The following is a 12,875-nucleotide window of genomic DNA, read 5'->3' on the forward strand; positions in this document are numbered from 1 at the left end:
GGCCGCGCCGGTTGCGAGAAGGACGAAACGGATCATGAGCGAACGCGACATCTTCGATCTGACCGGGCGCACCGCCTTGGTGACGGGCGCTTCCCAGGGGCTGGGGGAGCGCTTCGCGCAGGTGCTGGCGGGCCGCGGCGCGGCCGTGTGCCTCGCCGCGCGCCAGACCGACAAGCTCGCCAAACTGCAGAAGAAGATCGAGAAGGCGGGCGGCCGGGCGCACGCCGTCTCCCTCGACGTGACCGATCCCGAGGCGGTCGAGCGCTCGGTCCGGCAAGCGGAGGAGGCGCTGGGCCCCCTCGACATACTGGTCAACAACGCCGGCGTTGCGGTGACGCAGAGCTTCACCGAGCTTGCGATCGACGAGTGGGACAAGGTCCTCGACACCAACCTGCGCGGCGCCTTCGTCGTGGCCCAGGCGGCGGCCAAGCACATGGCGCAGCGCGGCTCCGGCTCGATCATCAATATCGAGAGCGTGCTGGGCTATACGACGATGAAGGGCCTGTCGGCCTATTGCGCCTCGAAAGGCGGGTTGAGCCAGCTGACCCGGGTCATGGCCGCCGAGCTCGCCCGCGCCGGCGTGCGCGTCAACGGCATTGCGCCCGGCTATATCGAGACCGACATCAATCGGGCCTTCTTCGCCACCGACGCGGGCGAGAAGCTGCGCAAGTCGATCCCGATGCGCCGCACCGGCGCGCCGTCTGAGTTGGACGGCGTGTTGCTGCTGCTCGCCTCGGACGCGAGCGCCTACATGACGGGCTCGACCATCACGGTCGACGGCGGCTTTCTGGTGCGGTGAGGGGTAGGTCGCAGGCATGGCCGACGATCAGTCGATCTTGAGCGAGCGCGACATCGCCTTCGCGCTCTATGAGGTGCTGCAGGCGGAGGATCTTACCCGCTATCCCCGCTTCGCCGAGCATGGGCGCGAGACCTTCGACGGCGCGCTGGCGACGGCGAAGAAGCTGGCCGAGGAGAAGTTCGCGCCGCATAACCGCAAGGCCGACCTGAACGAGCCCAAGCTGGTCGACGGCGCCGTGCAGATCATCCCGGAGGTGAAAGAGGCGCTCGACGCCTTTGCGGAGGCCGGTTTCTTCGCCGCCCACGCCGATTTCGAGCGCGGCGGCATGCAACTGCCCTGGACTGTGGCGCAGGCCTGCTACGCCTGGTTCCAGGCGGCCAACATCGGCAGCTTCGCCTACGGCTTCCTGACCGTGGCGGCGGCCAATCTGCTCGACGCCTTCGCGGACGAGCGGCAGAAGGCGCGCTACATGCAGCCGATGCTTGAAGGGCGTTTCTTCGGCACCATGGCGCTCAGCGAACCGCAGGCGGGCTCTTCGCTCGGCGACATCCGCACGACGGCCGAGCCGGACGGCGAGGGCGGCTATGTCCTGAAGGGCTCGAAGATGTGGATCTCCGGCGGGGAGCATCCGCTCAGCGAGACCATCGTCCATCTGATGCTGGCGCGCATCCGCGGCGACAAGCCGGGCGTGAAGGGGTTGAGCCTGTTCATCGTGCCGAACCATCATCTGGACGACGACGGCCGGCCGGGGGCGCGCAACGGCGTCAGCCTCGCGGGGCTGAACCACAAGATGGGCTATCGCGGGACCACGAACACGGTTCTCGACATCGGCGGCGACCGGCCGTGCAAGGCCGAATTGCTGGGCGAGCCGGGTCAAGGCCTCGCCTACATGTTCCATATGATGAACGAGGCGCGCACGATCGTGGGCATGAGTTCGGCGATGTTGGCCTACGCCGGCTATCGCTACGCGCTCGGCTACGCCAAGGAGCGCCGCCAGGGTCGCCCGCTCGGCGCCAAGGACCCCAGCGCGCCGCCCGCCCGTCTGATCGAACATGGCGACGTGCGCCGGCTGCTTCTCAAGCAGAAGGCGATCGCCGAAAGCGGGCTCGCCCTCTCGCTATACGCGGCCTCGCTGGTCGATGTGAAGAACGAGGATCCGGACGAGGGCGTGCGGGCGGAGGCGCATCTGCTGCTCGAGATCCTGACGCCGATCGTGAAGGCGCATCTCTCGGATCGGGCGCTGGAGGCGAACGACGCGGCCATCCAGGTGCTGGGCGGCTACGGCTACACCCGCGATTTTCCGGTCGAGCAATATTGGCGCGACAACCGCTTGAATCCGATCCATGAGGGGACCAACGGCATCCAAGCGCTGGACCTCGCGGGCCGCAAGATCGCGATGAAGGACGGCGCCGCCTTGCGCGCGCTGACGACGCGCATCGATGCGACCGCCAGCGAGGGCGCCGCGGTCGAGACGCTTGCGCCGCAGGCCGCCGCGCTCGCGGGTGCGTTGTCGCGTTTCGAGGAGACGGCGGCCGCGCTGATCCGCCTCGGCGAGGCGGAGGGGCCGGCGGTGCAGCTCGCAAACGCCCAGGCCTTCATGGAGCTCTCCGGCCATCTGGTGACGGCCTGGACGGCGCTGAAGGCGGCGTTGGTCGCGCAGGCGGCGCTCGACGCCGGCGCCGGGGGCGAGGAGGCGGATTTCTACCGCGGCAAGATTCAGAGCTGCCGCTTCGTCGTCGCCCACGATCTGCCGAAGATCGACGCGCTGGCCCGCCTGATCGAGGAGGGAGAGCGGAGCGCGCTTTCCATGGAAGAGGCGTGGTTCTAGGCGCAGAGCGGACCGATGAAGGCCCTCGCCTTCGCGGGGGCGCCGGCTGTAACTCGGGAGTCCCCGCGAAGGCGGGGACCTCATACGGCGTGCGCCGAAACTAGGGGACCGGGAAGGCTAAATGAGTGGAATTAAAAGGATCGGCGTCGTCGGCGCCGGCATGATGGGCTCGGAGATCGCGTTGGTCTTCGCCTTGGCGGGCTGCGAGGTGCTGCTGGCCGACAAGGGGGCGGAGGCCCTGGAGCGCGCGCGGGCGAAGCTCTCCGCCATCCTCGATAAGGGCGTCGCCAAAGGCGCCTACGACGCGGCTGCGGCGGCCGAGACGTTGCAGCGCCTGACCTTCACCGAGGACCTCGCGCGCTTTTCCGATCGCGAGCTGGTGATTGAAGCGGTGTTCGAGGACGAGGGCGTGAAGGCGGAGATCTACCGCGCGCTGGATCCGGTCCTGCCGGCGGATTGTCTGATCGCCAGCAACACCAGCTCGATCTCTATCTCCGCGCTTGCGAGCCATTGGTCCGAGGCGCGGCGCCCGAACTTCATGGGGCTGCATTTCTTTTCCCCCGTCAGCCGAATGAAGCTGGTGGAGGCGATCTCCGGCTTCGACACAGATCCCAAGGCGCTGGCCCGGGCGCAGGCGGCGTGCGAAGCGGCGGGCAAGGCGGCGGTGCCGGTAAAGGACGTGACCGGCTTCGCCGTCAATCGTCTGCTGATGGCCTTTTTCATCGAGGCGAACAAGCTGGTCGAGGAGGGGGTGGCGACGCCGGAGGATATCGACACCGCCTGCCGGCTCGGCCTCGGCCATCCGGTGGGGCCCTTCAAGCTGCTGGACGAGGTCAGCAACCCGCTGGCGCTGCAGGTGATGGAGATCCTGCACGAGGCGTACGGCGAGCGCTTCCATCCGCCGCCCTTGATGAAGCAGATGGTGCAAAGCGGCCGCTACGGACGCAAAGCCGGCCGCGGATGGTACGACTATCGAGAGGAGAGGTGAGCGGATGCAGGATGGCGACGACGGCCCGAGCGTTCTGGTGGAGGATGACGAGGCGGTCCGGGTTCTGACCCTGAACCGCCCGCACCGCATGAATGCGTTGAATGCGCGGATGGCGGATGAATTTCTGGCCGCCGCCGAGGCCGCCCGCGATGAGTCGTCCGTGCGCTGCGTCGTGCTGCGCGGCGCGGGCCAGGGCTTCTTCGCCGGCGGCGACGTGGCGGATTTCGCCGCCCACGGCGACGATGTGGGTTCGTTCGCCGGCGATCTGATCGACCGCTACCACCCGACGATCGAGGCGCTGCGGGCGATGGAGAAGCCGGTGCTGGCGGCGCTGCACGGTCGGGTCGCCGGCGCTGGCGTCAGTCTGGCCATGGCGGCCGACCTTGCGATCGCAGAGTCCGGCACGATCTTCAGCTTGGCCTACACCGGTATCGGCGCCTCGCCGGACGGCGGGTCGACCTATTTTCTGCCGCGGATCGTCGGTCAGCGCCGCGCTTTGGAGATCGCCCTGTTGTCCGAGCGCTTCGACGCGGATCAGGCGCTGGCCTGGGGCCTGATCAACCGGATCGTCGCGCCGGAAAAGTTCGACCAGGAGGTGACGCTGTTCGCAAAACGCCTCGCCGCCGGTCCGACGAAGGCCTATGCGCGGGTGAAGCGGTTGATCGAACAGTCGGTGACCAACGACCTCCCAGGCCAGCTTGCGGCTGAACGGGCGGCGTTCTTGGAGGGCGCCGAGACCCGCGATTTTCGAGAGGGGGTCAAGGCGTTCACCGAAAAGCGCAAGCCGGACTTCACGGGGGAATAGGCGCGACCGGCGCGCCGCCGCCTCCGCCGCGGCGCGCTATTCCTCGCCGGTGAGCGCGTCGAGATCCTGCGCGGTCGGTTTTGCGGCGCTGCGCTTCTCCTCCTTCGATTTGCGCGCGACGATCGCTTCAAGATTGCCGGCCAGGATGCGAAACAAGGCGGCGATGAAGGGATCCGCGTCCTTGAGCTTGGCGGCGACCTGGGCGCGGCTGACGGCGATCACCTCGCTGTCCGCCAGCGCGCGGGCCCCGGCGGCCCGCGGTTTGGACGTCGCCAGCGCCATCTCGCCGAACACTTGGCCCGGCCCCAAGACGGCGACCGGCTCGAACATCCCGGTCGCGTCGCGCTTGATGATCTCGATCTTGCCGGTCTGGATCAGGAAGGTCTCGTCGCCGGGATCGCCCTCCATGAAGATCAGGTCGCCCTCGGCGAAGCGTTTGCGCGTGAGCGAGCCGCCGGCGCTCATGACGTCTGGCCCTTCTCGGCGGCGACGGCGGCCGCGTGGGCCTCGGCCTCCGCCGCGGCCGCCAGGGCCTTCAAATCGTCCGGCGGCAAGGTCGTCTGATCCGCCATCGTCCGGATCATCCGGATCAGCATGACGATCAGGGTTCGGAGCACTGGGTCGCTGGCTTTCAGCTTCGCGCGCACGGTTTCCTCCGGGATGGCGATACAGACGACGGCGCCGTCCGCAATCGCGGACGCCATCCGCGGACTCTTGTCGATCAGGGCCATCTCGCCGAAGACCCCGCCCTCTTCCACGAACCCGAGGGTGGCCTGTTCGCCGGAGTCGGTCTTGCGGGTGATGCGCACGCGCCCTTGCTGCAAGACATAGGCGACGGCCCCCTCATCGCCTTCATGGAAAATCACGTCGCCCTTGTAGAAGGTGCGGCGGTTCAGGACCTTCACGCCCTTGTCGCCTGACATCTCGGCTCCCCGGTTCGCCAATGCACAATCGCGATGATGCTATCATGCGTCGTATGGGACTCGCCAGCGACGGCGCTGTCAGAGACGGCCGGCGCCGCGGAATACCGCAGCCTCTCGCGGCGTCGTGCAAAAGAGTTCCCGTCGCGTGACGCTTTTGCTATAGAACGGCGAATAAGCGGCCGCTTTTGCCGTATTGGACCGGGAGGGACGTTCCGATTGGGTCCCGGTGGAGCCTGTTCGCATGTCGAATCGACATCGCCATGATTTCAGCCAGCTCAGCATCCTCGTCGTGGATGACTGCAAGTTCATGCGCATGGTGCTCGAGCGCATGCTCGAAGCATTGGGGATCACCAAGGTTCGTTTCGCCGCCGACGGCTTCGAGGCGTGGGACCAGATCAACGAGCTCGAGCCCGACGTCGTGATCTGCGACTGGGAGATGCAGCCGGAGGACGGGCCGAGTTTTGTGCGCCGGGTCCGGCTTGATCCGGAAAGCCCGTGCCGTTACGTGCCGATCGTGATGCTGACCGGCTATACCGAGAAGGCCAAGGTGACCAGCGCGCGGGACTTCGGCATCACCGAGTTCCTGGCGAAGCCGGTGGCCGCCCGCTCGCTCCATGCGCGGTTGGTGCAGATCGTCGACAATCCGCGGCCGTTCGTGCGCACCGCCACCTTCTTCGGCCCGTGCCGGCGCCGCTTGAACCTGCCGACCTACGACGGGCAGGATCGGCGCGGCCAGCATGACGAGATTGAGATTTAGCGGCGCGCCGACGCGCGCCGACCGCCGGTGAGGGCGGGGAAAGGAAGGCGGATCGTGCCCAAGGAGAACCTGCCCGACGTGCCGGCCGAACGCGGGAAGACCTGGCATCAAGTGATCGAACGCCCGAACGATCTGGCCAAGAAGGTGCCGAAGACGGGCGGCAAGGACCCCGAACGCGCGATCGCGCAGGCCGAACAGATCGTCGGGAAGCTTGAGGCTGAGTATATCGACAAGCTGGGTCAGGACATCGACCGGCTTGAGGCCTATGGGCGGAAGTATCGCGACAGTCGGGATCCGCGCGCCCTGGATTCGCTGTTCAAGCTGATCCACAACATGCGCGGCCAGGGCTCCACCTTCGGCTACCCGCTGATCACGGACATCGGTCGCTCCTTCTGTCGCTACGTGCGCGAACTGCCGGAGGAGCGCGAGGTGACGCCGGCGTTGATCGACCAACATGTCGACGCGATGAAGGTGGTCTACAAGCGCTCCATCAAGGGGGAGGGCGACGAGATCGCCCAAGCCGTCGTCGAAGCGCTCGCCGACGCAGTGGCCCGGGAACTCTCGCGCTGATCCGACCTGAGCTTTACCTTTCGGCGCCCGACAGGTAGGCTCCGACCTCCAGAAAATGACGCCCTGAGAGAAACGCTCGCCGCGCCCGTTGCAGGCGCCGGCGCGGTTCTCGACGATAACGTTCAGCGCGCACGCCCGCGTCGAATTTAGCTTTTGAGGAGCCCCGCCCGATGTCGACCGAAACCGGCCAGATCGATCAGCAAACCCCGCCTGTCGGACCGCGGATCGCGCGTGCGCGCGACCATCAGGGTTGGTCTCAGGAGGAGCTGGCGCGGCGCATGGGCGTCACCCTTGAGACCATCGAGGCGTGGGAGAAGGGCGATCGGGATCCGCGCGCCAACAGGCTTTTCACGCTGGCCGGCATCCTGAACGTGACCCCGCATTGGCTGCTGGAAGGCGATGTCGACAAGTTCGAGACGGCGGGCGCCGTGGATCCGGTGGAGGCGATCCGCTCCAAGCTCGGCGCCGCCCGGCTGAAACTGCAGGAAGCCACCGATCTGGTGAACGAGTTGGAGCGCCAGCTCGAAGATCTCTGACGGCCGCCGGCGAATCGCGGCATAGAGACCGCCCGACGATCCCACAGGGAGACGTTTCGCCATGCGTACGCCGTTTTCGTTGATCGCCGCTTTCGTCGCGCTGCTCGCCCTCACCGCCTGCGAACCGGAGGTCGGCTCGCCGGATTGGTGCGAGGCGATGAAAGAAAAGCCCAAGGGCGACTGGACCGCGAACGAGGCGGGCGACTTCGCCAAGAATTGCGTGATGTGAGCGGCTGAAACGCCGACGAGCGCCGGCCGCCGGTCTTCGCGACCGCGCGCGCCCGTCCGTCGGCGGCCTCGCGCGCTCACTCCTCCCGGAACTGCAGGACCTCCGGCAGCCGGCGCCAGAGCGCGCAGGGGCGATAGCGCTCCTCGCGGTAGCTGTCGCAAAGATTGTCGAGGATCTCCAGAACCCTTGCGTGGCCCAGTCGGTCCGCCCAGGCCAGCGGCCCAATCGGGTAGTTGACGCCCTTCTTCATGGCGGTGTCGATCCCCTCGGGATCGGAGACGCCCTTGTAAAGCGCGTCGCAGGCTTCGTTCATCAGCATCGCCGCGGTGCGCGCGACGATCAGGCCGGGCACATCCTCGACTGGCGAAACCTTCATCCCAGCCGCCTGGAACAGCGCGGCGACGCGGGCGAAATCCTCCGCCGGGCAGTTGCTGGAGCGCGCCAACGCGATCCGGCCCGCCTTCGTCCAGTCGAGCGCGAGATCCATCACGATCGCAGGTTTTCCCTCGGCCTCGGCGATCGATTCCGCGTGCGCCCCGTCGGTGGGGCACAGGATCACAGGTCCGAAATCAAGCAAGGGGAAGAGGCAGTCGTCCTCCTGGCGCTCGATCTGCAGACCGGCCTCGGCCAGCCGTTCGAACAGCGCGCTCCACGGCCCGGGCTCGCCCAGCAGGATCGCGGCGTCCGGGGGGGCGATGTCCGCAGTCTCGGCCTCCGGCGGCTCCGGACGCTCCGCCTCTTGCGCATAATCGTACCACCCGCGGCCGGACTTGCGGCCCAGCAGGCCGCCGTCCGCCATTTCCTTCTGCAGGACGGAGGGGCGATAACGCGGGTCGTAGCTGAAGGCCTCGAATACGGCCGCGGAGACCGAATAATTCACATCGTTGCCGATCAGGTCCATTAGTTCGAACGGCCCCATGCGAAAGCCGCCGGCGTCGCGAATGCAGGCGTCCACCGTCGCGGGATCTGCCGCGCCTTCTTCGACGATACGCAGGCCTTCGCCGTAGAAGGGGCGCGCCACGCGATTCACAATGAAGCCGGGGGTGGAGGTTGCGAAGACCGGGCTTTTGCCCCAGGCGGCGGCCGTGTCGAAGACGAGGTCCGCGACCTCGGGATCGGTCGACAGGCCGCTCACCACCTCGACCAGCGGCAGCAGCGGGGCGGGATTGAAGAAATGCATCCCGACGACGCGCGCCGGGCGCTTCAGCGGCCGGGCGATCGCGGTGATGGAAAGCGACGACGTGTTGGTGGCGAGGATCGCGTCCGCGCCGCAAATCTCCTCCAGTTTGCCGAACACCTCCTGCTTGACGTCGAGGCGCTCGACCACCGCCTCGACGATCAGCGCGGCCGGGGCCAGATCTTCCAGCGTCGCGACCGGCGTGACCCGTTTTAGAACGGCGTCGGCGTCCGCCTGGGTGCGCTTGCCCTTCTCGACCAGCCGGGCGAAAACCCGCCCCAGCCGCTCCGCCGCGGCCGCCGCCTGACCGTCGGCGGCGTCGAACAGCAGCACCGGATGGCCGGCCTCGGCGGCGACCTGGGCGATGCCTTGCCCCATCGCGCCGGCGCCCACGACGGCGACGGTCTTGTTCGTCGGAAGACTCATATGCATCAATCCTTTAGCGCGGACATTTCATGTTAAGGCGACCGGATCGCGTCGCGAGGGCTCTTCAATAGCGCGCCCGATCGCTCGGCTCAATCGCGACGCGGCGCCAGTGCGTCCGTGTCCTCGCCCAGCCGCGGGGCGGCGGCGCTCTTGTCGGCGGGCTTGAAGCTCGCGTCGATCGGGGTCGGCAGCGCGGTCATCGCCGGGGCGTCCGCGTCCCGTCCGGCGCGGACCTCACGCTCGAACAGCCCGCGGGCTCGGAAATGGGGATGGGCGGGGGCGTCCGCCACCGATTTCACGGCCGTGACGCAGACGTCGAGCCCTCGAAAGCGCTCCTCCCACGCCGCCGCGCTGCGCCGGCCCAGGATTTCGGCCACGGCGGCGGCGGTCGCGGCCGGATCGTGCGCGTCGTCACGCAACGCCTCCGGCAGATCGATCGCCTGACAGAAGGCGTCCCAAAAGCGTTGCTCCAGCGGCGCGACGGCGAGAAAACGGTCGTCCGCCGTGCGATACACGCGATAGCGCGGCGAGCCGCCGGTCAACAGCGCCCCGCCGCCTGCGGGCGCCCGGCCGGTGATCTGCGCCGCCGCCTGCGCCCACCATTGCCAGCTCATCACCCCGTCGACCATGGCGACGTCCAAATAGCGGCCGCGGCCGGTGCGCTCCGCCTCCCGCAGGGCCAGCAGAATGTTGACGACGGCGGGCAAGGCGCCGCCCCCGATGTCGGCGATCAGGCCCGGCGGGGGAAGCGGCGCGCCGTCCGCGCCCGCGCCGCCCAGCGCCAGCAGCCCGGTCTCGGCGATGTAATTCAGATCATGGCCGGCGTGGTCCTTCATCGGCCCCGACTGGCCCCAGCCGGTCACCGCGCAATAGACCAGCTTCGGATTGGCGCCCGCCAACGTCTCGTAGTCGAGACCGAGGCGCGCCATCACGCCCGGCCGGAACTGCTCGACCAGGACGTCCGCGCGCTCCAGCAGCGGCGTGAGGCGCGCGCGTTCGCCTTCGTCCTTCAGATCGATCGCGATCGAGCGTTTGCCGCGGTTGAGCAATGCGAAGGCGGCCGTATCACCGCTTTCGGTCCAACGCGGCGGGGGATAGATCCGCAGCTCGTCGCCGACGTCGGGCCGCTCGACCTTGATCACCGTCGCGCCGGCTTCCGCCAGCAGCAGGGTCGCCAGCGGCCCGGGCAGCAGGGTGGTGAAATCCAGCACGGTCACGCCGGCCAGCGGCTGACGGGGGGCGTCGTCGGTCATGGGTGCTCGCAGGCGCTTGTCGCTTCAGCGTAGACTGCCCGCATCGTAGCGCGCCCGCAAAGGGGATGAAAGATGACGGCGAGCGGTCCCGCGCCCGAACGGTCGGAGGACTTTGAGGCGCTGTACGATCTGGCGGATCCGCGGGCCTACTATCGCGGGCTCGCGCCGTCGGGCTACGCCATGCCGGCGCAGGTCGCGCAGGCGGTCCGACGGCTTAGCGTCGGCCGGCGTCCCTTTCATGTGCTGGATTTCGCCTGCGGCTACGGCGCGGTCGGGCTTCTGCTGAGGACCGGCCTGTCGATGGCGGATCTCTATCGACGCTACGCCGACGCCGCCGACCCCTCGGACGATGCGCGCGCCTTCGACGCGGCGCCGGGCCGCTGGCGCATCGCCGGCCTGGACGTGGCCGGGCGCGCGCTCGCCTATGCGCAGGCGGTGGGCGCGGTCGATCTCGGCTTCTGCGAGAACGTTCTGGAAAAGGCGCCGAGCGCCGGCCTGACGGCGTTCCTGCGCCAGGCCGATCTGATCGTGGAGAGCGGCGCCGTCGGCGGATTGCTGGCGCCGGCCTTGCCGCGCCTGATCGCCGCCGCCGCGCCGCGCCGCCCGACAATTCTTTATTGCCCGCGTCCTAATGTGGACCCCGGCCCCATCGCCTCGGCGGTGACCGCGCACGGCTATGCGGTCGCGCCCTACGGCGCGCCCGTCGCCTATCGCAAGCCGCTGTCGGCGGCAGAACGCAGCACGGTCGCGGCGGCGGCCGCGGCTTTGGGCCTGTCGTCGGACGCGGTCTTCGACGCCGACGGCTTCATGCGGGTTCAGATGCGCTGCGCGCAGCCGAGTTGATGAGCGGCGGCGTCACGCCGCCGCCAGGCCGTTGAAGCCGCGGCGGATCAGGTCGGCCGCCGCATCCCAGACCTGTTCGCGCCACAGCCGGTCGCGCGGATAGGCGGCGCCGGCGCCGCTCTTGGCCGGACCGCTGGCCTGCAACAGAGTGGCCATGGAATAGACGCCGGCCTCCAGCACGACGCAGGACGTCTCCAGCGCCGGGGCGCGCGCCAGCGCCGGCAGACCGCCGGCGGTGGGCGCACGCGCCTCCGCCAGCCCTTCCGAGCCGCCGGCGAGCGGCAGACCCAGCCAACGCTGAGCCGTCTCCGGCGCGCCGGCGCCCGCCTGCTTCGGCGCGATGAACTCTATGTCGCCGAACGGGCCGGGCCCGGTGCGCACGTCGATGAACAACAGCTTCCGCTTTCCCGGGAAATGCGCGTCGGCGATCGCCTGGAGCACGGCGGCGTCCCAGGCCGGCGGGGCGAGTTCGGCCAGCGTGCGTCCGGCCAGACGTTCGCGGTCGAAGCGCTGCGCTTCTTCGTAGGCGGCGAACCGGCGTTCGGCGGCGCTGAGGACGCCGTCGTCCCAGTCCGCCGTCAGGGGCGCGCCGTCCCCCGGGCCGGGGGCGTTCCCGGCCGAGGAGGCGGGCGGCGGGGCGTCCGGGCGGTCGGGCCATATCGGACCCAACGGATTGACGGCATGGATCAGCAGGCACGAGACGTCGCGCGGCAAGTCGCGGATCAGCCCGCCGGACAGCACCCCCAAAACCGCGGCCGCCCCGGCGAATCCCGCGCCGCCCGCCCCGGCCGGGCACAAGACCAGCATGCGCGTCGCTTCCGGCGAGCCGAGGCGCGCGACGTCGCAATAGAGCGGCCCGTCATCCGCCGGCGCCGGACCGCGGCCGGGATAGGAGGCGACGCGCAGACCTATCTTGTCGCAGGCGGTCAAGAACCGCGCGCGCGCCGTCGCCAAATCGTCGCTGAACAGCCTATCGGCGTCCGCCATTCCGGCCCGGCTCCCCCTAAAAGTTCAAGAATCGGGAGCGCGACTTGCCGCCGTGCGGGCCGCGCCCCATACTTTCTGTCATGATCGGATGTACTCCAGCCGACCCGATGCAGGCAATGCGCGCGGCGCTCGCGCTCGCGCTGTGCGCGCTGCTGACGCTCTTCGCCGCGCCGGCGTCGGCGGGGCAGGACGACCCCCGCCTCGACGAGATGTTCGAGGTCCTGCAATCGGGCGAGCTTTCCTTCACCGAAGCCAAGGCGCTGGAGCAGCGGATCTGGGGCGTTTGGCTCGAGACCGACAGCGGCAGCGCCGAAGTGCTGCTGAAGGACGGCATGGCGGCGATGAGCGACCGCGACGTCGAACGCGCGGAGGAAAGCTTCACCGCCCTCGTCGAACTCGCGCCCGACTTCGCCGAAGGTTGGAACAAGCGCGCCACCGTGCGCTATTACGGCGGCGACTACGCCGGCTCGATCGAGGACATCAAGCGCACGCTCACTCTGGAGCCGCGCCATTTCGGCGCCATGTCGGGCCTCGGCCTCAACTACGACGCGCTCGGCGACGCCGAGGCCGCGGCGGAGGCCTATGAAAAAGCCCTCGACCTCAATCCCTACATGCCGGGCATCGCCCAGCGCCTGGAGCAGCTGCGCGATCAGCTTGAGGACAACAAGATCTGAGCGCGTCGCATCAAGGGCGCGAGTCGAGCCCTACCATGACGACGGTTTCCGACATCTCCGAGCAGAAGAGCCGACAGCCC

General features: G+C 68.7%; 15 protein-coding genes. 10 read left to right on the forward strand and 5 right to left on the reverse strand.

Features of this window, described 5'->3' with window-relative positions:
- Positions 1-34: 34 nt before the first annotated feature.
- The 4 genes from RIB45_RS00980 (at position 35) to RIB45_RS00995 (ending at position 4,420) form a co-directional block, all read left to right on the forward strand.
- Complete coding sequence (locus tag RIB45_RS00980; RefSeq protein ID WP_350047837.1) at positions 35-799, forward strand: SDR family NAD(P)-dependent oxidoreductase; 765 nt, start codon at positions 35-37, stop codon at positions 797-799.
- A gap of 16 nt (positions 800-815) precedes the next feature.
- Complete coding sequence (locus RIB45_RS00985) at positions 816-2,627, forward strand: acyl-CoA dehydrogenase (protein ID WP_350047839.1); 1,812 nt, start codon at positions 816-818, stop codon at positions 2,625-2,627.
- Positions 2,628-2,748: 121 nt separating this feature from the next.
- Positions 2,749-3,615 carry a 3-hydroxyacyl-CoA dehydrogenase family protein gene (locus RIB45_RS00990; protein WP_350047841.1) on the forward strand — a complete coding sequence of 289 codons (867 nt, stop codon included), beginning with the start codon at positions 2,749-2,751 and terminating at the stop codon, positions 3,613-3,615.
- Between the two features lie 4 nt (positions 3,616-3,619).
- A complete protein-coding gene (locus tag RIB45_RS00995; RefSeq protein ID WP_350047843.1) occupies positions 3,620-4,420 on the forward strand; it encodes an enoyl-CoA hydratase/isomerase family protein in 801 nt (266 codons plus the stop codon).
- A gap of 36 nt (positions 4,421-4,456) precedes the next feature.
- Here the strand turns inward: RIB45_RS00995 and RIB45_RS01000 are convergent, their stop codons facing one another.
- Together RIB45_RS01000 and RIB45_RS01005 are read right to left on the reverse strand one after the other, a co-directional pair.
- Positions 4,457-4,885 (reverse strand): cyclic nucleotide-binding domain-containing protein, encoded by a 429-nt coding sequence (locus RIB45_RS01000; protein ID WP_350047845.1) that lies wholly within the window; start codon positions 4,883-4,885, stop codon positions 4,457-4,459.
- Entirely contained in the window at positions 4,882-5,343 is a 462-nt protein-coding gene (locus tag RIB45_RS01005) for a Crp/Fnr family transcriptional regulator (RefSeq protein WP_350047847.1), read from the reverse strand. Before RIB45_RS01005 ends, RIB45_RS01000 begins: the two co-directional genes overlap by 4 nt.
- Before the next feature lie 241 nt (positions 5,344-5,584).
- Between RIB45_RS01005 and RIB45_RS01010 the strand changes: the two genes are divergently transcribed.
- From RIB45_RS01010 to RIB45_RS01025, 4 genes are all read left to right on the forward strand, one after another.
- Positions 5,585-6,100 carry a response regulator gene (locus RIB45_RS01010; RefSeq protein WP_350047849.1) on the forward strand — a complete coding sequence of 172 codons (516 nt, stop codon included), beginning with the start codon at positions 5,585-5,587 and terminating at the stop codon, positions 6,098-6,100.
- Positions 6,101-6,154: 54 nt separating this feature from the next.
- On the forward strand, positions 6,155-6,670 hold the full coding sequence (locus RIB45_RS01015) for a hypothetical protein (protein ID WP_350047851.1): 516 nt from the start codon (positions 6,155-6,157) through the stop codon (positions 6,668-6,670).
- A gap of 170 nt (positions 6,671-6,840) precedes the next feature.
- The gene (locus tag RIB45_RS01020; RefSeq protein WP_350047853.1) at positions 6,841-7,206 is read left to right on the forward strand and encodes a helix-turn-helix domain-containing protein; all 366 of its coding nucleotides are present in this window, start codon (positions 6,841-6,843) and stop codon (positions 7,204-7,206) included.
- Positions 7,207-7,267: 61 nt separating this feature from the next.
- Positions 7,268-7,435, forward strand: a complete 168-nt coding sequence (locus RIB45_RS01025) for a DUF3012 domain-containing protein (RefSeq protein ID WP_350047855.1) — start codon at positions 7,268-7,270, stop codon at positions 7,433-7,435.
- A 76-nt stretch (positions 7,436-7,511) separates the two neighbouring features.
- Here RIB45_RS01025 and RIB45_RS01030 read toward each other — a convergent pair whose 3' ends face one another.
- Both RIB45_RS01030 and RIB45_RS01035 read right to left on the reverse strand, forming a co-directional pair.
- Positions 7,512-9,038: a 3-hydroxyacyl-CoA dehydrogenase gene (locus RIB45_RS01030; protein ID WP_350047857.1), complete on the reverse strand. Its 1,527-nt coding sequence runs from the start codon at positions 9,036-9,038 to the stop codon at positions 7,512-7,514.
- Positions 9,039-9,127: 89 nt separating this feature from the next.
- Positions 9,128-10,291: a CaiB/BaiF CoA transferase family protein gene (locus RIB45_RS01035; RefSeq protein WP_350047859.1), complete on the reverse strand. Its 1,164-nt coding sequence runs from the start codon at positions 10,289-10,291 to the stop codon at positions 9,128-9,130.
- Between the two features lie 72 nt (positions 10,292-10,363).
- Here RIB45_RS01035 and RIB45_RS01040 point away from each other — a divergent pair, with 72 nt between their 5' ends.
- Positions 10,364-11,134 (forward strand): class I SAM-dependent methyltransferase, encoded by a 771-nt coding sequence (locus tag RIB45_RS01040; RefSeq protein WP_350047861.1) that lies wholly within the window; start codon positions 10,364-10,366, stop codon positions 11,132-11,134.
- 12 nt (positions 11,135-11,146) lie between these two features.
- Here the strand turns inward: RIB45_RS01040 and RIB45_RS01045 are convergent, their stop codons facing one another.
- A complete protein-coding gene (locus RIB45_RS01045; RefSeq protein WP_350047863.1) occupies positions 11,147-12,121 on the reverse strand; it encodes a DUF2817 domain-containing protein in 975 nt (324 codons plus the stop codon).
- A gap of 107 nt (positions 12,122-12,228) precedes the next feature.
- Here RIB45_RS01045 and RIB45_RS01050 point away from each other — a divergent pair, with 107 nt between their 5' ends.
- On the forward strand, positions 12,229-12,795 hold the full coding sequence (locus RIB45_RS01050; RefSeq protein WP_350047865.1) for a tetratricopeptide repeat protein: 567 nt from the start codon (positions 12,229-12,231) through the stop codon (positions 12,793-12,795).
- Positions 12,796-12,875 lie beyond the last annotated feature (80 nt).

The organism is Marivibrio sp. (genome assembly GCF_040218065.1).
In the GTDB taxonomy this organism is placed as follows: Bacteria; Pseudomonadota; Alphaproteobacteria; order UBA8366; family Aestuariispiraceae; genus Marivibrio.

Coding starts and splice junctions, on each gene's coding strand:
- RIB45_RS00980 (WP_350047837.1), top strand. CDS start 35: ATGAGCGAACGCGACATCTTCGATCTGACCGGGCGCACCGCCTTGGTG.
- RIB45_RS01050 (WP_350047865.1), top strand. CDS start 12,229: ATGCAGGCAATGCGCGCGGCGCTCGCGCTCGCGCTGTGCGCGCTGCTG.
- RIB45_RS00985 (WP_350047839.1), top strand. CDS start 816: ATGGCCGACGATCAGTCGATCTTGAGCGAGCGCGACATCGCCTTCGCG.
- RIB45_RS01020 (WP_350047853.1), top strand. CDS start 6,841: ATGTCGACCGAAACCGGCCAGATCGATCAGCAAACCCCGCCTGTCGGA.
- RIB45_RS01000 (WP_350047845.1), bottom strand. CDS start 4,885: ATGAGCGCCGGCGGCTCGCTCACGCGCAAACGCTTCGCCGAGGGCGAC.
- RIB45_RS01040 (WP_350047861.1), top strand. CDS start 10,364: ATGACGGCGAGCGGTCCCGCGCCCGAACGGTCGGAGGACTTTGAGGCG.
- RIB45_RS01025 (WP_350047855.1), top strand. CDS start 7,268: ATGCGTACGCCGTTTTCGTTGATCGCCGCTTTCGTCGCGCTGCTCGCC.
- RIB45_RS01035 (WP_350047859.1), bottom strand. CDS start 10,291: ATGACCGACGACGCCCCCCGTCAGCCGCTGGCCGGCGTGACCGTGCTG.
- RIB45_RS01010 (WP_350047849.1), top strand. CDS start 5,585: ATGTCGAATCGACATCGCCATGATTTCAGCCAGCTCAGCATCCTCGTC.
- RIB45_RS00990 (WP_350047841.1), top strand. CDS start 2,749: ATGAGTGGAATTAAAAGGATCGGCGTCGTCGGCGCCGGCATGATGGGC.
- RIB45_RS01030 (WP_350047857.1), bottom strand. CDS start 9,038: ATGAGTCTTCCGACGAACAAGACCGTCGCCGTCGTGGGCGCCGGCGCG.
- RIB45_RS01005 (WP_350047847.1), bottom strand. CDS start 5,343: ATGTCAGGCGACAAGGGCGTGAAGGTCCTGAACCGCCGCACCTTCTAC.
- RIB45_RS00995 (WP_350047843.1), top strand. CDS start 3,620: ATGCAGGATGGCGACGACGGCCCGAGCGTTCTGGTGGAGGATGACGAG.
- RIB45_RS01045 (WP_350047863.1), bottom strand. CDS start 12,121: ATGGCGGACGCCGATAGGCTGTTCAGCGACGATTTGGCGACGGCGCGC.